General features: G+C 52.4%; 11 protein-coding genes, 1 tRNA gene and 2 rRNA genes (1 of these 14 cut by a window edge). 12 read left to right on the top strand and 2 right to left on the bottom strand.

All coding sequences use genetic code 11. From position 1 onward, the window contains the following. From TH3_RS13460 to TH3_RS13430, 7 genes are all read left to right on the top strand, one after another. Positions 1 to 2209: ribosomal RNA gene (locus TH3_RS13460) — 23S ribosomal RNA — on the top strand; it begins 542 nt to the left of the window's first position. Between the two features lie 113 nt (positions 2210 to 2322). Continuing rightward, a 5S ribosomal RNA gene (gene rrf / locus TH3_RS13455) occupies positions 2323 to 2437 on the top strand. Between the two features lie 105 nt (positions 2438 to 2542). Further along, positions 2543 to 2619 (top strand) — tRNA-Met (locus TH3_RS13450). A gap of 279 nt (positions 2620 to 2898) precedes the next feature. Then, positions 2899 to 3909, top strand: coding sequence for a helix-turn-helix domain-containing protein (locus TH3_RS13445; protein WP_007092531.1), 1011 nt, complete (start codon positions 2899 to 2901; stop codon positions 3907 to 3909). Beyond that, positions 3897 to 4193, top strand: coding sequence for a hypothetical protein (locus TH3_RS13440; RefSeq protein WP_007092530.1), 297 nt, complete (start codon positions 3897 to 3899; stop codon positions 4191 to 4193). Before TH3_RS13445 ends, TH3_RS13440 begins: the two co-directional genes overlap by 13 nt. 94 nt (positions 4194 to 4287) lie before the next feature. Beyond that, positions 4288 to 5103, top strand: coding sequence for a Hachiman antiphage defense system protein HamA (locus TH3_RS13435; protein WP_202965940.1), 816 nt, complete (start codon positions 4288 to 4290; stop codon positions 5101 to 5103). After that, positions 5078 to 8227, top strand: a complete 3150-nt coding sequence (locus TH3_RS13430; protein WP_174441860.1) for a DEAD/DEAH box helicase — start codon at positions 5078 to 5080, stop codon at positions 8225 to 8227. The genes TH3_RS13435 and TH3_RS13430 overlap by 26 nt, the downstream gene beginning before the upstream one ends. 170 nt (positions 8228 to 8397) lie before the next feature. Here the strand turns inward: TH3_RS13430 and TH3_RS22445 are convergent, their stop codons facing one another. Then, a complete protein-coding gene (locus TH3_RS22445; protein ID WP_082242498.1) occupies positions 8398 to 10023 on the bottom strand; it encodes a recombinase family protein in 1626 nt (541 codons plus the stop codon). 76 nt (positions 10024 to 10099) lie between these two features. After that, positions 10100 to 10729, bottom strand: coding sequence for a BRO-N domain-containing protein (locus tag TH3_RS22440; protein ID WP_052268372.1), 630 nt, complete (start codon positions 10727 to 10729; stop codon positions 10100 to 10102). 424 nt (positions 10730 to 11153) lie between these two features. Between TH3_RS22440 and TH3_RS13415 the strand changes: the two genes are divergently transcribed. The 5 genes from TH3_RS13415 to TH3_RS13395 are packed head-to-tail and all read left to right on the top strand — an operon-like array spanning position 11154 to position 19414. After that, complete coding sequence (locus TH3_RS13415; RefSeq protein WP_040059938.1) at positions 11154 to 13559, top strand: type I restriction-modification system subunit M; 2406 nt, start codon at positions 11154 to 11156, stop codon at positions 13557 to 13559. After that, positions 13559 to 14710: a restriction endonuclease subunit S gene (locus tag TH3_RS13410; protein WP_007092369.1), complete on the top strand. Its 1152-nt coding sequence runs from the start codon at positions 13559 to 13561 to the stop codon at positions 14708 to 14710. Before TH3_RS13415 ends, TH3_RS13410 begins: the two co-directional genes overlap by 1 nt. Next, positions 14707 to 15645 (top strand): endonuclease NucS domain-containing protein, encoded by a 939-nt coding sequence (locus TH3_RS13405; protein WP_007092370.1) that lies wholly within the window; start codon positions 14707 to 14709, stop codon positions 15643 to 15645. The genes TH3_RS13410 and TH3_RS13405 overlap by 4 nt, the downstream gene beginning before the upstream one ends. Beyond that, positions 15645 to 18698, top strand: a complete 3054-nt coding sequence (locus TH3_RS13400) for a type I restriction endonuclease subunit R (RefSeq protein ID WP_007092371.1) — start codon at positions 15645 to 15647, stop codon at positions 18696 to 18698. The genes TH3_RS13405 and TH3_RS13400 overlap by 1 nt, the downstream gene beginning before the upstream one ends. Beyond that, positions 18698 to 19414, top strand: a complete 717-nt coding sequence (locus TH3_RS13395) for a M48 family metallopeptidase (RefSeq protein ID WP_007092372.1) — start codon at positions 18698 to 18700, stop codon at positions 19412 to 19414. Before TH3_RS13400 ends, TH3_RS13395 begins: the two co-directional genes overlap by 1 nt. Positions 19415 to 19424: the final 10 nt, after the last annotated feature.

The following is a 19424-nucleotide window of genomic DNA, read 5'->3' as shown; positions in this document are numbered from 1 at the left end:
GCGTACCTCTTGCATAATGGGTCAGCGAGTTAGTCTTACAAGCGAGCTTAAGCCGATAGGTGTAGGCGCAGCGAAAGCGAGTCTGAATAGGGCGATTGAGTTTGTGGGATTAGACCCGAAACCAGGTGATCTAGCCATGAGCAGGTTGAAGGTGATGTAACAGTCACTGGAGGACCGAACCCACGTCTGTTGAAAAAGACGGGGATGACTTGTGGTTAGGGGTGAAAGGCCAATCAAACCTGGAGATAGCTGGTTCTCCGCGAAATCTATTTAGGTAGAGCGTCAGACGAATACCATCGGGGGTAGAGCACTGAATGGGCTAGGGGGCCTTACCGGCTTACCAAACCTAATCAAACTCCGAATACCGATGAGTACTATCTGGCAGACAGACTACGGGTGCTAAGGTCCGTGGTCGAGAGGGAAACAGCCCAGACCGCCAGTTAAGGTCCCAAAGTTGTGGCTAAGTGGGAAAGGATGTAGGACGGCCAAGACAACCAGGACGTTGGCTTAGAAGCAGCCATCGTTTAAAGAAAGCGTAACAGCTCACTGGTCTAAATAAGCTGTCCCGCGCCGAAGATGTACCGGGGCTCAAGCCACACACCGAAACTGCGGATTTGTTCTTTATAGAACAAGTGGTAGCGGAGCGTTCCGTAAGCCTGTGAAGGTGTACCGTAAGGTATGCTGGAGGTATCGGAAGCGAGAATGCTGACATGAGTAGCGACAAAGGGAGTGAGAACCTCCCTCGCCGAAAGCCCAAGGGTTCCTGCGCAAGGCCAATCCGCGCAGGGTGAGTCGGCCCCTAAGACGAGGCGGAAACGCGTAGTCGATGGGAAACAGGTTAATATTCCTGTACCCGTGAGAAGTGACGGCCTCTGGAAGTAGTTTTTCCTTATTGGATTGGAGAAGCTGCCAAGGAGGTCCAGGAAATAACTCTCACATATGGACCGTACCCGAAACCGACACAGGTGGGCAGGTTGAATATACCAAGGCGCTTGAGAGAACGATGTTGAAGGAACTCGGCAAATTGCCCCCGTAACTTCGGGAGAAGGGGGCCCACCGTGAAGGCAACTTTACGGTGGGGGCACAGACCAGGGGGTGGCGACTGTTTACTAAAAACACAGGGCTCTGCGAAGTCGCAAGACGACGTATAGGGTCTGACGCCTGCCCGGTGCCGGAAGGTTAAGAGGAGATGTGCAAGCATTGAATTGAAGCCCCGGTAAACGGCGGCCGTAACTATAACGGTCCTAAGGTAGCGAAATTCCTTGTCGGGTAAGTTCCGACCTGCACGAATGGCGTAACGACTTCCCCACTGTCTCCAACATCGACTCAGCGAAATTGAATTCTCCGTGAAGATGCGGAGTACCCGCGGTCAGACGGAAAGACCCCGTGCACCTTTACTACAGCTTTGCAGTGGTATCAGGATGTGAATGTGCAGAATAGGCGGGAGGCTATGAACCCGAAGCGCCAGCTTCGGTGGAGCCACCTTTGAGATACCGCCCTTTTGCTTCCTGATATCTAACCGAGGTCCGTTATCCGGATCCGGGACCCTGCATGGCGGGTAGTTTGACTGGGGCGGTCGCCTCCCAAAGAGTAACGGAGGCGCGCGATGGTAGGCTCAGGCTGGTCGGACATCAGCTTAAGAGTGCAATGGCAAAAGCCTGCCTGACTGCGAGACTGACAAGTCGAGCAGAGACGAAAGTCGGTCATAGTGATCCGGTGGTCCCGCGTGGAAGGGCCATCGCTCAACGGATAAAAGGTACGCCGGGGATAACAGGCTGATACTCCCCAAGAGTCCACATCGACGGGAGTGTTTGGCACCTCGATGTCGGCTCATCACATCCTGGGGCTGGAGCAGGTCCCAAGGGTTTGGCTGTTCGCCAATTAAAGTGGTACGTGAGCTGGGTTTAGAACGTCGTGAGACAGTTCGGTCCCTATCTGCCGTGGGCGTAGGATACTTGAGAAGAGCTGTCCCTAGTACGAGAGGACCGGGATGGACGCACCTCTGGGTGTACCGGTTGTTCCGCCAGGAGCATCGCCGGGTAGCTAAGTGCGGAAGGGATAACCGCTGAAAGCATCTAAGCGGGAAGCCCCCTTCAAGACTAGGTATCCCTATCAGATCCCTGGAAGACCACCAGGTTGATAGGCTGGGTGTGGAAGCGTGGCAACACGTGAAGCTAACCAGTACTAATTGATCGATCGGCTTGATTGATCCCTCTTGCTAATTGAACATTCTGACTTCTTGCGCAGCGGTAAAACCCGCAAATACGCAATCAACCAATATCGCATCACAAAATCTCCGATCTCTTCGCTGTGTTTCGACGGCCCGGTGGCCATAGCGGCCGGGAACCACCTGATCCCATCCCGAACTCAGAAGTGAAACCTGCCTGCGCCGATGGTACTTTGTCTTAAGGCACGGGAGAGTAGGTCACCGCCGGGCCTTCAAAACACAGCAAATATTCCCTCATCACACAAAACATCCAGCGCCGCCTCACTCCATGATGCGGCGTTATCTATTTAACCCACCGGTTAATCATCACCCTGACGCGGGGTGGAGCAGCCCGGTAGCTCGTCAGGCTCATAACCTGAAGGCCGCAGGTTCAAATCCTGCCCCCGCAACCACTCTTTCCGATCCGTCGAGTTTTGAGATATAGACTCGACGGATTCGCGAAACAAGAGAAAAAGTTCGGGGACACTCCTCAAAAAGAGGAGACGGCAGTTCCGAGTTTTAGTTTTTCCTGACTTTTCAAGAATTTAGGCAATAAAAAACCCGTCGGCGGCAACCAACGGGTCTTTGAAAAGGCTTAAACTGCCTCAGTCGCAAAATCTGAGTACCAGTTTAGGTAACAGGATCGCTTTGTCAAGTGCAAATGCGAGAGCAAAACTCCGCCGATACCAAACATGACATCCCTTCATACATACGCCGAAATCCGCAAAGGTGCCGTACAGTCTGCACCTGCCGGAACATCTGCCGTTGCCCGCTGGCAATGGGTGCAAAACGAGATCTTCGATCACGAGGATCTCAGCACTTCGGAGATTTGCGTTGCCGTGGTTCTGGCATCGCACGTCAATGACCGAACCCAGGACTGCTTCCCCAGAATTGAAACTATCGCCTGCGAAGCCGGGTTATCAGAGCGCAAGGTCCGTCAGGCTCTTAAACGTCTTGAACAGCTTGGTCTGATCCGGCGTCTGGTACGGTGTGCCGGACGGCTGCGCAATCGCAACGCCTATCAGCTGGTCGGGCTGGGAGCCAAAGCGGCATCTGGTTCCCTCAAACCGGCACCTGATTCCGGTGTTAAACCGGCATGTGGTGCCGGTTCCAATATGAACACGGATAAAGAGGGTAACACGGATGAGAAGGAACAGGCCCACGCCCATGCCACAAGCGGCACGGGGGCCGTCATCCTGCCTTCCGTCGATGATCAATGCTTGATCCTGACAAGAGAGTGGCAGCGCCTTTGTGCCGATCCCTGGACGCTGGCCAATGCCTGTTTGCGCGTGAATGAGGCCATTGACCGTGTCGGGTTTGATGCCGTTCAGCAGGCTTTGGAAGAGGTTAAACGACGGGGAAAAAGGCCCTCACGGCTTGGTGTGCTGGATATTCTTGATGGGTTGGTTGCCAAATGCTTCGAAGAAGAAAAGGCGGATGCTGTTCCTGATCTTTGTGATCCCTCTGATCCCTCGGAATGGCACGACATATGTCAGGTTGTTGCACAGGCCGACATTCCCGGATGTCGCAATCCGCGTCTCTGGCTATCGCAGATCCGCGCGGTTGTTAATGGCAACACAATCGACTTAAAAGCCCGGAACAGGTGCGTTCAGGACATAACGCGTCATCATTTGATGCCGGTCATTGAAGCCGTTGCCGGGAGCCGGGGATTGCTGATCGGAGATGTGTCATGCGTGAGCTGATGATGTCCTTTGATCATATTTCCATGTCGTTTGAAGTGCGGCTTGAGGTGTTTCGTCATCAGGTGGCTGCTATGTCGCGCATTCGACGTTGGAACGGAGCCTGTGATGTTACCGTTGCCCCGCACTGCTTGCAGGCTTGCGATCTGGCTTCCCCCGGGGCTGCCGGTTATGCACTGATCCACGATATCGAGGAGTTTGACAGGCGTTTTTGTGTTTGGAAGCATTGTGGACGCGGGTGGCGAGCAATGGGAAAGGCTTCAAGATTATTACTCAATATCATTTGATGTGATGTTCGGAGGAATATCAACCAAAAATAAGCTGTCATCGCCCATAAGTGTGTATATTCTAAAGGTGAAAAAAGCATAGTGGGGGTGCAAATTGGCGATCCCAGGACATGTGGGGCGGTTAACCAAGGTTGGTCAACACAAGAAGAGCGCTTGTGGACGGGACATTGAGATATGGGAGCTAAATCTAAAGGACAAGGAAGCGATTTTATCGGAATGGGCTACTCACTTTCGCAAGCACTATATTTCTGATGCTGACCTTCCGGAAATGGTGGCGGGTACGGGTAAGACAAATGCGGAGTATTTGCGTGATGTGCTATTTCCAGACGCAAAAGTGGCGCCGGGTCCCAGCCTCCGTTCGGGAGATTTCGGTGAAATCCTTGTCGCCGACTATATTGAGTATTTGCTGGGGTATTGGTGTCCACGTGAACTGCGCTACCAAGAGCGTTGGAACCGTAACGATTCAACAAAAGGTTGCGACGTTATTGGATTCAGGTTTGTCGCTGATGGCCAGAATAGCCCGGGCGACGAGCTCTTCATTTTTGAGGCAAAGTCTGGAATGTCAAAGTCAGACAAAAACCGTTTGCAAGACGCTGTTACCGACAGTGACAAGGACAAACTCCGGGAAGCAATGAGTCTGAATGCCATCAAACAAAAGTTTTTGGGGCGCGAGGAGATGGACAAAGTTGCCCGTGTGAAACGTTTTCAGAACATGGCCGACAGGCCATTTCGCCGGATAAGCGGTGCCGCAGCAATTCTTGACGACGATGTGTTCGCAGAAACAGACCTGAGTGCAGTTGACGCTTCAAATCATTACAATTCTGATAACATACAGCTGATTGTCATTAAGGGCCCATCGCTTATGCAGATGGTTCATTCGCTTTATGAGAGAGCTGCTGATGAGGCCTGAGGCAAACGCTCAAAATGTACTTTCGACGACTCGAGCTCGTGCAAAGATGCATGAGTTCCGTGTACCTGAGGGCGACTTCAACGAACTGCCGCGCGATCCGGCGATCCTCTTTGGGCTTGCGATCGCTATCCTCGGCGAGATAGCGTCGGCTATCGCAGACCAAATTGGTGACGGTTTTGCGCATGGCGAGGAAGTCTTGCCTACTCCCGCTGGCTGGAGGGAAGATGGTGCCGAACCGCAAGTATCACTGCGTTTCGCTTCAACATTTTTCGATTCCTACATCAACGCGGAACTGGATGTTGAGCTAACTCCCGAGTTGTCACTTTTATGCGCGACAACTTACTACATCAGTGGCAGCGTCGGTAGTGCTGCTGTTATCGTTCGACAAATGGAAGCGCCAAGCCTGGAAATCGCGGGTGGCTTAGCTTTCCTGTTATATTCGATATTGCAAAACCAGTTTCAGCCAATTGATGTCGAGCATAACCATCACGAAAAGACAAACACTTTACTTGGTTCCTTGGTGGAATTTTTCAATCTACAGGGAGACCCCGCAGTGGTGGCTACCGCCACTGAACAATTGCGACGCTACTTCCAAACAAATGGATCACCGCGTGAATTACTCTTTGCTGATCTGATTGGGGCTGTTTGCGCCCTAAAACTCAAAAATGCAGCTCGTACGATACTTCCTATAGCATCCCGCCTCGATATACAGTTATGGCGGTCTGCACTTGAAAAGCCGCGTTTTCCTTTGGAGTTGTGGCCTGCACAAAAACGGATTGCGGAGGCTGGAGTGCTAGAGGGGAGGTCCGTAGTTATCCAGATGCCGACTAGCGCTGGAAAGACTCGCGCGACTGAACTGATCATTCGTTCTGCTTTCCTGTCCCAACGTGCACGGCTAGCTGTTATCGTTGCCCCATATCGGTCGCTTTGTCACGATATACGGGGTGACCTTGTTGTAGCGTTCAGTGGCGAGAACATCCGTCTTGATGAAGCGTCGGACTCGTATCAGTTTGATCTCTCTCTTGATGCTCTTTTTGCAGCCGAGTCAGTCCTAGTTTTAACGCCAGAAAAGCTATTGTACATGCTTCGGCGTGCACCTGAACTTGCCGACCAGATAGGGTTGATGATCTACGATGAAGGCCATCAGTTTGACGGAATGGCGCGCGGACCGACATATGAGTTATTGCTTACATCGCTTCGCATGGCACTTCGTCCTGAGACACAGATCATTTTGATTTCGGCAGTTATCGGGAACGCTGGTGATGTCGCAGAATGGTTGATCGGGGATCGTGAGGCGGTTCTAGATGGAGTTGGTCTACTGCCAACGTCCAAAAGTATCGCCTTCTCCAGTTGGCAAGACCAACGCGGACGTCTCGAGTACGTCGACCCACAAGACCCAGATGAGCGTGAGTTCTACGTCCCACGTGTCATCGAAGAAACTGTTCTTCAGGCACGTGGAAAGGAGACAGCAGAGAGAAGGTTTCCCACGAGAACTGGAAGTGATGTGGGGCTTTTTCTGGGGCTTCACGTGGTCAGAAATGGTAGTGTGGCAGTTTTCTGCGGGCGTAAGGATAGTGTGACGACCGTTGCTAAGCGTGCCGTTGATCTCGCTGAACGTAACCTTGAGATGGAGTGGCCCATTGCGTACTCCGATTCAGAGGAGGTCGAATCTATTCGAGCTCTTGCTGAATACCAGCTTGGGGCGAATGCTCCTGTGACTAGGGCTGCGAGCCTCGGTATCTTTTCGCATAGTGCAGATACCCCCCATGGCCTGCGGCTCTCGATTGAACATGCAATGAAGTTCGACCGCGCGAAGTTTGTTGTTTGTACTTCTACCCTAGCTCAAGGCGTCAATTTTCCACTTAAGTATCTAATTGTTACCTCAACCCGTCAGGGTGGTGAGGATATGCTTGTTCGAGATTTCCACAACCTTATGGGACGTGCCGGGCGTGCTGGAATGCATACGGAGGGAAGTGTCATTTTCTCAGCCCCAGCTACTTACGACCAACGCAACCGCTGGGGTCGTGGTCGACATAATTGGGGAGAAGCTGTTAGGTTGCTTGATCCGGCCAATTCTGAACCATCAAGCAGTGCGATCCTCGGCTTGTTTGAGCCTTACACCGAGCGCGGTGCTCAATTTGAAGTGGAGATGCAGCTTGACTGGCTGGATCTGGTGTTTGCCGATACAGAAAAGGTGGAGCTAGTGGTGGCTAGCGCAATCGAACTTGAGCCAGAGATAAACTCAGTAAACTTTCGCAAGTTTATTAATCGAAGAGCTCGGGTAGTCCAGAATATTGGGGCTTTTCTAACTGCAAATATGACGTTTGGCGAAGGTGAGGATGCTGACGAGAAGATAGCGGAGCTGGCGACCAGTACGCTCGCCTATCACCTCGCTGACGAAAATACCAAACCTCTTCTTTTACTGTTGTTTCGGGTGATCGGCGAGTCTATCGCGGCAAATACAGATGCCGGTGAGCGTTCTCTCATCCGACGTTCACCGCTGCCACCTAGGACGATAACTGCGTTGCGAGAATGGCTCGTTGAGAATCTAAAGGTGCTCAAGGAGGCGGCTTCAGAAGGACGATTATTGGAACAAATCACTCCTACAGTGCTTGCCTTCGTATCTTCATCTAAGATTGCTGCTATTAGTGATCAAACAGTGATCCCCAGGGTGCTTGATGAGTGGGTATCAGGGCATAGCTTTGCTCGTATTCTTACAACACTGTTGGAAGTAAATGCTCGGGTTGGTGGAAGGAGGCTTAAGCCCAAAGTGGAAGATGTGGTGGCGCTTTGTGAAGGGGGATTCGGTTATGATGCGGCGATGATAGTCGCCTCAATTGCCGATCTAGCAGAGGATATGGACGAAACTTTACATAATGCCGCGTCGTTACTACAACGCCAGATTAAGACTGGTCTCACCGATGCAGCAGCGTTGGCATTCCATGAGGCAGGTTTTGCAGATCGCCATGTTGCAACTTTCCTCGGCCAAGTTTGGCCGCATGCGGTTGACCGAGGCGCTGTCCATGCAATCTGTCAGAACGAGGAAATAGTTAGGTATGTTCTACCTCTGTTTCCAAGTTACTTTACTGCAGTCGCTGCAGAAGTAGGGGGGTGGGAGCCGTAATTATCTAAACTTTGATAAAGGGGAAACTGTGATCCTAGATGTTTCTTGGAGTATTGTCGGCTCATTGTTTGAAGGTTATTTTGACCTGGGCCCTAACTTTCCTCCACTTATAAGTGAGCCTTTGGTTAAATCCATGCCCTGATTTGGTGTTGGGCGCAATCATGTTACAGTCAGGAAGAAAGCCGTTTATCGGCAGCGATGATCGCGGGAAAGTCAAACGTCACCTCGCATCTTCGATCCCAGCTTTCCTCGATCTCATCCCAAGTGGAATGAATGGTCAGTCTGTCGATGATTTGGCGAAGCGGGATCACCGCTTCAGGGTCTCGGGACCAGACCTGTAATTTGGTAATCAGTTTGTTGTGTTGAGCAAGAATACGGTCGATGCTTTTCGGGAGTGATGTATCGGCCAGTTGCCGTTCGCATCGGGAAATATCGAGTTTCGTGCGATGGATCTGTTCTGACTTGTCATCGAAGAATGCGCGGATTTCATGAGACCTAGCATCGGGGCCCAGAGCATCAATTACCTTGTTCAGGCCTGTGCGTATATCCTCAAGCTCTTTTCTCAGTCGCTTGACCTCGCCTTCAAGTTTGGACCGCCTCTTTACCATGTCTGCATTGTCGAAATGTGCCTCGATCATGTCCTGATCAAGCCTACTGATTGATTTGATCACCATTGCGATGATCTGGTCATAACTGAGGCTCCGGTTCGGGCAGCCTTTCGATTTGCAGGAATAGTGCCGGGCATAGGTCGCAACAATCGGCTCGCCATGCTTAGCGCAATAGAGCTTGCCGCCAAAGACCGCGTTCACGCGTTTGCTGGTGATGGCCTGATTGCGTCGCCATTCCCGTGACCGATTGATGGCCTGTTCGCGCTTTTCGTCGGCGGTCGTGACTTTCGGAGTCAGCTTGCGTTCGCGTTGCCTGGCCGAACGTACATCAAGAGCCCGCTGCACCTTGGCAAACAGGTTTTCATCGACAATAGCCATTTCGGGGATCGGCACTGTTACCCATTCGCTTTCCGGACGCATCACCGAGAGACGTTTGCCGGTTTCCGGATGCTTGCGATACTGCATCTTGTTGAACGTTATGGTGCCGTTATAGAGCGTCTGTCGCAGCAGACCGGTCTGGCGGACAAAAGAACCGACAAGTGTAGTCGGAGCCCATTTGCCGCCGTTTGGGGCTTCGATACCACGTCGATTGAGGTCTTCGCAGATATGCTTGAGTTTCTGGCCGGAAGCATAGGCTGCGAAGATATCCCGAACGATTGCGGCTTGTTGCTGATTGATTGTTCGCTTGCCGCGTATAGGCTCGCCTGCTTCATCAAGTGCGTGCACGAGATCATAGCCGTAGAGTTTGCCGCCAGGGACGCCGCCACGCAGGACGGCTGCGATAACGCCTCTATGGGTTTTTTCGGCCAGATCCTTGAGATATAGAGCATTCATTGTGCTTTTCAGGCCAATATGCAGCTCGTTGATCAGCCCTTCGCTGACAGTTTCCACCGGGACACCGAGGAAGATCATTTTCTTGAAGAAATTGGCTGTATCGGCCTGATCACGACTGATGCGGCTTAGATCTTCTGCGATGACAACGTCAAATCGACCGTCAAGCGCACCGATCAGCAAGGCATTGATGCCGGGGCGATTTTCGATGTGTGCTCCGGACAGGGCCTCGTCCCGATAGACCTTAACGACATCATATCCCTTGAAACGGCAAAATTCCTGACAGCGACGGATTTGATCTTCTGAGCTCGTCCCTTGTTTGTCAGTCGAGTGACGAGCGTAAATTCCAGCTCTCAAGGAAGCCTCGTATTCTGGTTATATTTTTGTGATGGGTGAAGCGCACGGAGCAGCGTCAAAGGTCCGTAGCGGCGAATTAATGCAATCGCCTTTGCCAGCAGACCCATTCCGGCATGTAGGTGCCAATGCCGGGAGCGAGAATCTCGGCTATGGTTTCGTCATTGAAATCAGTCTTTTCGAAAAGCAGGCGGGCAACGCCCTTAAACTTGTCGTGGGTGAGTTTCCCTTTAACCAATGAACGGTTCTCTTCAAGCAGGCTGATTTTGTCACGAAGGGCTTCGATCAGTTGATGCTGGTCGGTGCCTTGGGCTGCCAGTGTCGTGTCAGCATGATGATATGCGCCGGGGTTGCGGATGGATGGCAGGACTTCGGATGTCACCCACTTTTTGAAGCGCTTTGCTTCCGGCTTCCTGCTTCGAAGGATCAGTGAATAGAGACCGCTTTCATTGATAATCAGCAAATTCTGATCACCGCCAGGGGTCCCCACAATGTGTGTACCCTTTTCATCTTCATCGAGATTTCGCAAACCGTTTTCCGCATCCCGGTAACCAAGTGCTTTACAGACATCTTTACCCACAGCCCAGATTTGACCATCAATTTCGATGGCGCGAAAATCGACGTTATCGAAGTGAAAGGTAATGATTTCGCTCATTTCTGCCCCTTGCCTGTCGATGATGCGTATTTCGTTCTGGTTGTAGAAACGCATCGGGATTCTTTTGATTACTCGACCGGGTGACGACTGCGCAAGGGTAAAAAGGCATGTTCTCGTAAGAATAGGAATATCAAAAAAATGAATGATAACAGTGTATTGCATAAGAATGCATGAGAGTGCACAAGATTGCACGAAAATGCAAAAGATTGCATGATAGTGCACGAGATGGCACAACTTTCACCTGTCGTGACGGGGGCAGGATAGGTTCGGTACCGGTACCGAACGGCCCAAGGGGCTGCTGCTTATTCGCATGGCTTTGCCATGCTCAACGGAAATTACGGATTGGAAACATTCCATTGATATCTGGGCAAACCGCACATGAACTGCCTATAGAATGCTGGATGTGAATTTCTCCTATGATTGGGCTGGTTTGAATCGACCCGTGGCAGGGCAAAAATAGAAACGAGAGTAAAGCTGAATGGCAATCAAGAAATCTGAACTCTATAGCTCCCTATGGTCGAGCTGTGACGAGTTGCGCGGCGGCATGGATGCCAGCCAGTACAAGGACTATGTCCTTTCACTCCTGTTCATCAAATACATCAGCGACAAATACGCCGGTGTTCCCTATGCCCCTATCACTGTCCCTCAAGGGTCCGGCTTCGCGGATATGGTGGCGCTAAAAGGCACGTCTGACATTGGCGACCAGATAAACAAGAAGATCGTGGCTCCCCTGGCAGCCGCGAACCAGCAGCTTTCACAGTCTGACTTCCCTGACTTCAATGACTCGGTAAAGCTTGGTGACGGTAAGGAGAAGGTGGATCGTCTCACCAACCTGATCGGCATTTTCCAGCGCCCGGCGCTGGACTTCTCCAAAAACCGCGCCGATGGCGATGACATCCTGGGCGACGCCTATGAATATCTCATGCGCCACTTCGCCACCGAAAGCGGCAAAAGCAAGGGCCAGTTCTATACCCCGGCTGAGGTGAGCCGTATCATGGCGCAGGTCATCGGCATCAAGGCCGCTCACACCTCTGCCGATACCACCGTCTATGACCCGACTTGCGGCTCTGGCTCGCTTTTGTTGAAAGTCGGCGATGAGGCGGGGACGGCGCTCACGCTCTACGGGCAGGAGAAGGATGCGGCCACCAGCGGTCTCGCCCGTATGAACATGATCCTGCACAATAACCCGATAGCGATGATCGAGCAGGGCAACACGCTCGCCGATCCGAAATACAAGGAAGGCGAAGGCCTGAAGCAGTTCGACTTTGTCGTGGCTAACCCGCCCTTCAGCGACAAGCGCTGGAGCACAGGGCTCGATCCGCTGAACGATGCATACAACCGCTTTGAATCCTTCGGTGTTCCACCTGGCAAGCAGGGCGACTATGCCTATCTGCTTCACATCATCCGCTCGCTCAAAAGCACAGGCTGCGGCGCGTGCATTCTGCCACATGGCGTTCTGTTCCGTGGCAATGCCGAGGCCGATATCCGTCGCAACCTGATCCGCAAGGGCTACATCAAGGGCATTATCGGCCTGCCCGCGAACCTGTTTTACGGCACGGGTATTCCGGCCTGTATCGTTGTCATCGACAAGAAGGACGCCGCCGCCCGCAAGGGCATTTTCATGATCGACGCGGCCCAAGGCTTCATGAAGGACGGCCCCAAAAATCGCCTGCGCAGCCAGGATATTCACAAGATCGTCGATGCGTTCAACAAGCAGATTGTCATCCCCGCTTTCTCCCGCATGGTGCCTTACGAGAAGATCGCGGAGAACGACTATAACCTTAACCTGCCGCGCTACATCGACAGCCAAAAGGCAGAGGACAAACAGGATATTGAGGCGCACCTGAAGGGCGGAATCCCTGCCGTTGACATCGATGCCCTGGATGCCTATTGGCAGGTGTGCCCAAATCTGAAGGCGGCGCTCTTTGCCGATAACCGCCCCGGTTACATGGATCTGACGGTCGACAAATCTGCGATCAAGCAGACCATTTATGATCATCCGGAATTCGCCACCTTCATCGCCAGCATGAACACGCTGTTTGATGAATGGCGTCACCGGTCATCGGCAACGCTAAAAAGCCTTGCTGCTGGCTGTAACCCCAAGGATGTGATCTTCGACCTCTCCGAAGACCTGCTGGCCCATTACACCGGCAAACCGCTGATCGATAAATATGACGTTTATCAGCACCTGATGAACTATTGGGCCGATGTGATGCAGGACGATTGTTACCTCATCGCTGCCGATGGCTGGAAGGCTGAGACCTATCGCATCATCGAAAAGGACAAGAAGGGCAAGGAAAAGGACAAGGGCTGGACCTGCGACCTGATCCCCAAAAGGCTAATCGTCGCCCGCTACTTTGCTGCCGAACAAGCGAAGATCGAAGAACTGATGGCGGCGCTGGAAGCCGCCAGCGCGGCCATGACCGAACTGGAAGAGGAGCATGGCGTGGAGGACGGTGCCCTTGCCGAATTGGAGAAGGTCAACAAGGGCGCGGTGACGGCACGGCTAAAGGAAATTAAGGGCGACAGGGACGCCGCCGAGGAAGCAACGATCCTCAATCAGTGGCTTACCCTCTCCAAAAAAGAGACTGACCTGAAGAAGCAGCTGAAGGAGGCCGAGGTCGCCCTCGATGCCAAGGCCTATGCCCAATACCCCAAGCTGACCGAGGCGGAGATCAAGACGCTGGTGGTGGACGACAAATGGCTGGCGACGGTGGACGGATTGATCCACGGCGAAATGGATCGCATTAGCCAGGCCCTGACCGGGCGGGTGCGCACGCTCGCCGAACGCTACGAAACCCGGATGCCCGATCTGGTTGCCGAGGTTGCGGCATTGGAAGCGAGGGTCAACGGGCATCTTGAAAAGATGGGGTTTGCGTGGTGATGGAGGCTGTAGCCAATGATGAACGCGCTGCGCAACCCAATCATCGGAGTCAGAGCGGCTACCATGAGACTGAGCTTGGTTTAGTGCCGTTAGACTGGGGTATCAAGTGTGTCGAGGATGTTGCCGACATAACGACAGGTGGGAGAAACACGCAAGATCGCGTTGAGGACGGTTTATACCCCTTCTTCGTCCGATCCCAGAAAGTCGAAAGAATCAATAGCTACTCTTTTGATGGCGAAGGCGTTCTGACCGCGGGCGATGGAGTCGGAACAGGCAAGATTTTTCACTATATCGCTGGAAAGTGCGACATTCATCAGCGTGTTTATCTAATCCATAATTTTGGCGACGATTTATGTGGACGATATTTTTATCGTTATTTCGCAGAAAATTTCTACAACCGCATTATGCAGATGACGGCGAAGTCGTCCGTCGACTCTGTCCGGCGCGAGATGATCGCTCGGATGCCAATTTTGCTGCCGCCCGTTAAAGAACAGCACGCCATTGCCGAGGCGTTGAGCGATGCGGATGCGCTGATTGAGGGGCTGGAAAAGCTGATCGCCAAGAAGCGACTCATCAAACAGGGCGCGATGCAGGAACTCCTCACCGGCAAACGCCGCCTGCCTGGGTTTAGTGGGGAGTGGGAGACAAAGGCGATTGGTCAATGCCTGCGCATTCGCCATGGCAAGAGTCAGCACGAGGTCTCGGTTGCAGATGGCCCCTATCCGATCCTGGCCACAGGTGGACAGATAGGAACCGCTAAAAGACCTCTCTATGATAAGTCGTCCGTTTTGATAGGTCGTAAGGGAACTATCGATCGACCTCAATATATCGAAGAACCCTTCTGGACGGTCGATACACTTTTTTATTCAGAGCTGTTAGCGGGAAATGTTGCAAGGTTTTTCTTTTACCGGTTTCTACTTATAGATTGGTACAAATTTAATGAGGCATCCGGAGTGCCTAGTCTAAACGCTAGAACAATTGAAAGCATTGAAATCTCAGTGCCGAAACCTGCAGAGCAGCACGCAATAGCTTCAATAATTTCAGACTTGGATTCGGAGATATCTTCCTGTGAAGCCAAGCTCGCCAAAGCCCGCCAAATCAAGCAAGGCATGATGCAGGAGTTGCTGACGGGAAGGATACGGCTGGTATGAATATGGACCGATCCTATTATCGCATCATGCTAGGCCAGAAGAGCGCCTTTGCTTCGGAATGTCATGAAGGCCGGTGGTTTGGCGGCGACTGGGGCATTGCCCCCGACCTGACGCACGAATTGACTGACAATTGGCGCGATTTCAACGCCAAGTTCATCTCGATCTATCTTGAGGCGAACCCCGGCAAGTCCAAGGTGGCGGCGGGGCTTGCCTGCGGCATGCTGCATACGATCTGCAAAGGCATCCAGAAGGGTGACATCGTTCTTTGCCCCGACGGCAAAGGCTCTTACTGGATCGGCGAAGTCGTCAGCGATTACTACTATGTGCCCGGCGAAACGTTGCGACACCGCCGTAAGGTGGAGTGGTTTCCAAAAAGTATCGCGCGTGCGGAAATGAGCGAAGGGTTACAACGCTCTACGGGCTCCATTGGTACCGTTAGCAATATCAGCAAGCACGCCGTTGAAATCGATGGCTTTCTAGAGGGCAATACGCCGCCAAAATTGATCGCGACGGATGAGTTGGTCGAGGACCCGTCTGTTTTTGCGCTTGAAAAGCACCTTGAGGATTTTCTGGTCCAGAACTGGGCCTTCACGGAACTCGGCAAGGGGTACGACATCTTCACCGAAGATGGGGAACCGGCAGGACAGCAATACCCGTCCGACACCGGCCCTATTGATGTTTTGGCCATCAGTAAGGACGGCAAGGAACTGCTGGTGGTGGAGCTGAAGAAAGGCCGGGCCAGCGATGCTGTGGTCGGCCAGATACAGCGCTATATGGGCTATGTCCTTGATGAGTTGGCCGAGCCGCATCAAAGCGTGCGCGGCTGCATCATTGCCCTGGAAGATGATCTTCGACTGAGGCGCGCCCTGCGGGCGACCAGCAATATCGACTTCTACCGCTATCAGGTCAGTTTCAAGCTATTCAAGGGGATGTGATGAGCAACGTGGGGCAGGCCGAACGGGTCACGCAGAATCGAGTCATCAAGCTGTTCCAAGACCAACTTGGCTATGCCTACCTTGGTGAATGGTCTGACCGCCCCAGCAACAGTAATATCGAAGAGGGGTTGCTGGCCAAATACCTCACATCTCGAGGCTATTCGGCGGCGCACGTTAGCGCCGCACTATATCAGCTGCGTGTTGCCGCCAATGATACGAAGCTAAGTCTGTATGGCCGCAACAAGGCCGTCTACTCACTGCTTCGCTATGGCGTGGACGTGAAGGTGGAGGCAGGCAAGCCGACCGAGAAGGTTCATCTGATCGATTGGCAGAATCCGGAGAAAAACGACTTTGCCGTTGCCGAGGAAGTGACGTTGAAGGGCGGGCTGGAGCGCCGCCCCGACATCGTGCTCTACGTCAATGGTATCGCGGTGGGCATTCTGGAGCTGAAGAACAGCCGCGTCTCCATTGGCGACGGCATTCGGCAGAATTTGTCGAACCAAAGGCCTGAGTTTAACGAGTGGTTTTTCAGCACAATCCAGTTTGTGTTTGCTGGGAATGATTCCGAGGGGCTGCAATACGGCGCAATCGGGACCGAAGAAAAATTTTTCCTGAAGTGGAAGGAAGATGAGGCCGATAACGACGGGTACAAGCTCGATAAATACCTGAAAAAGATGTGCGCCAAGGACCGGCTGATCGAGCTGATGCACAATTTTGTGCTGTTCGATGGCGGCGTTAAGAAATTGCCCCGTGTGCACCAGTATTTCGGGATCAAGGCAGCGCAGGAGCATATCCGCCAGCGCCAAGGCGGGATCATCTGGCATACTCAAGGGTCAGGCAAAAGCATCGTCATGGTGCTGTTGGCGAAGTGGATTCTGGAGAACAATCCTAACGCCCGTGTTGCCATCATCACCGACCGCGATGAGTTGGATAAGCAGATCGAGCGTGTCTTCACCGATGCGGGTGAACCGATCAAGCGGACAAGCAGCGGGCGGGATTTGATGAGCCAGCTTGCCCAGCCGACGCCGCGCCTGTTGTGCTCGCTGGTCCACAAGTTTGGTCGCCAGGGTGTCGATGACTTCGATGCCTTCATCAAAGAGCTAGAGTCCCGGCCCAGTAAGACGGTGGGGGAGCTGTATGTTTTTGTCGATGAGTGCCACCGTACCCAAAGCGGCAAGTTGCATCGGGCCATGAAGGCGATGATGCCCAATGCCATCTTTGTCGGCTTTACCGGCACGCCGCTGCTGAAAAAAGACAAGCAAACGAGCATGGAGATTTTTGGCGGGTACATTCACACCTACAAGTTCAGCGAAGCGGTTGAAGATGAGGTGGTGCTCGACTTGATTTACGAGGCGCGGGATATCGATCAGCGCCTTGGGTCCGAGGAAAAAATTGACCAGTGGTTCGAGGCGAAGACCAAGGGCCTGAACGACTGGCAGCGCGATGAGCTGAAGAAAAAATGGGGCACGATGCAGAACGTGCTCAGCTCCCGCTCACGCATGGACCGTGTGGTCAGCGACATCATTTTCGATTTCAGCGTTAAGCCGCGCCTATCCAGCGAACGGGGCAACGCCATCCTCGTCGCCTCTAGCATCTTGGAAGCGTGCAAGTATTTTGCTCTGTTCCAGAAGACGCCGTTCAAGGGCAAGTGTGCGCTGATCACCTCCTATAATCCGAACGCTCAAGACGTGACCAAGGAAGAAACTGGAGCAAACACTGAAACTGACAAGGAGGTCATTTACAGCATTTATACTGATCTGCTGAAGGGCGTGGATGCCAAGCCAGGCATGACCAAGACCGAAACCTATGAAGAATGGGCCAAGGCGCTTTTTTCCAAGGAACCGGCGAACATGAAGCTGCTGATTGTGGTGGACAAACTGCTGACGGGTTTTGATGCGCCGCCCTGCACCTATCTCTATATCGATAAATCCATGCAGGATCATGGGCTCTTTCAAGCTATTTGTCGGACCAACCGACTGGATGGAGACGACAAAGACTTCGGCTACATCGTCGATTACAAGGACCTGTTCAAGAAGGTCGAAAACGCGATTGCTGTCTACTCATCCGATGAACTGGACGACACGGCGGGCGGGTCTGATCCGAATGTGCTGCTGCAAGATCGCCTAAAGAAAGGCAAAGAACGGCTCGACGTGGCGCTTGAGGCGCTTGCGCTGCTTTGTGAACCTGTTGAGCCCCCAGAGGGCGAGTTGGAGCATATTCATTATTTCTGTGGCAACACTGAAGTGCCAGAAGACCTTCAGGAGAGGGAACCGCAACGCTCAGCGCTCTATAAGGCAACAGCATCGTTGATGCGTGCCTATGGCAATATCGCTGACGAGATGGAAGCGGCGGGCTATTCGGCAGCGGATATAGTCAGGATCAAGGGGCAGGTCGAGCATTACGTCAATGTGCGCGAAATCATCAAGAGGGCCAGCGGTGAGACCCTGGACCTGAAGGCCTATGAGGCCGATATGCGGCACCTGATCGACACATACATCGAAGCTGACGAACCTCGGAAAATATCGCCATTTGACAATATGAGCCTTGTTGAACTGATCGTGAAAACCGGCATTGCAGATGCCATCGCGTCCCAGCTGGGCGGGTTGAAGGGCAATAAGGATGCAATTGCCGAGACAATTGAAAACAACGTCCGCAGAAAGATCATCAAGGAACACCTGAATGATCCAGCTTACTATGAGAAAATTTCGGCGCTCCTTGATGAAATCATCGCAGCCCGAAAGGCGAAGGCTATCGAGTATGAGGAGTACCTGAAGCGCATAGCGGATATCGCGTGCAAGGTTGAAGAAGGGCAGCCGAATGACGCACCTGAAAATCTTGATACGCCGGGCAAAAGGGCGCTGTATAATAACTTGGATAATAACGAAGATCTGACGCTCCAGGTCGATGCCAAAGTGAAATTGATTCGCCCGCATGATTGGCGCGGAGTACAGGCAAAGGAACTTGTGATAAAAGGCGCACTTTTCGAAATTCTTGGTGATGAGGCGCTAGTAGAAACAATTTTTGCAATTTTGAAAGCGAATCAGGAGTACTGATGCACACGCGTTTGGATATTGGCGATGTGTCTGTGGATATTCACTTCAAGAATATCAAAAACGTGCATTTGAGCGTTTATCCACCCACCGGCAGGGTGAAGATTTCAGCTCCCGAGCACATGACGGTGAATAGTGTCCGAGTTTTTGCTATTTCAAAGCTGCAGTGGATCAAGTCCCAGCAAAAAAAGTTGCTAGCACAACCAAGGGAGATGCCAAGGGAGTTTTTAGAGAGAGAAAGCCATTATCTTTGGGGAAAACGCTATCTTCTGGAATTGCATAACGCGAAGGGTAAGGCTGAGGTCTCGGTAACGCATAAAAAAATAGTTATTACATCGCAGCGACCACTTGCGCGGGATGGATTGAGTGCTCTTATGGATGACTATTATCGTGAGTCACTTCGCGCGAAGGCCCTTGAGTTTGTTGGACACTGGGAAAAAAGGTTGGGTCTGACTGTGAACAAGCTTTTCATTCAACGAATGAAAACCAAATGGGGTAGCTGCAATCCTGCTGCGCGGAATATTCGGATAAATTTGGATCTCGCTAAAAAGGCACAGGAATGCCTTGATTACATTATTCTTCATGAAATGCTTCATTTCTTCGTACCAAACCACGGGCCAAAGTTTGTCGAATTGATGGATCAACATATGCCGCACTGGGTCGAGGTTCGGCGAAAGTTGAATGCAACACCGCTGTCTCATGTGGATTGGACGTATTGATTTCCTCCGA

It is taken from the genome of Thalassospira xiamenensis M-5 = DSM 17429, assembly GCF_000300235.2.
GTDB lineage: Bacteria > Pseudomonadota > Alphaproteobacteria > Rhodospirillales > Thalassospiraceae > Thalassospira > Thalassospira xiamenensis.
Note: the sequence above shows the minus strand (reverse complement) of the source record. Positions and strands in the feature narration are given on the sequence as shown.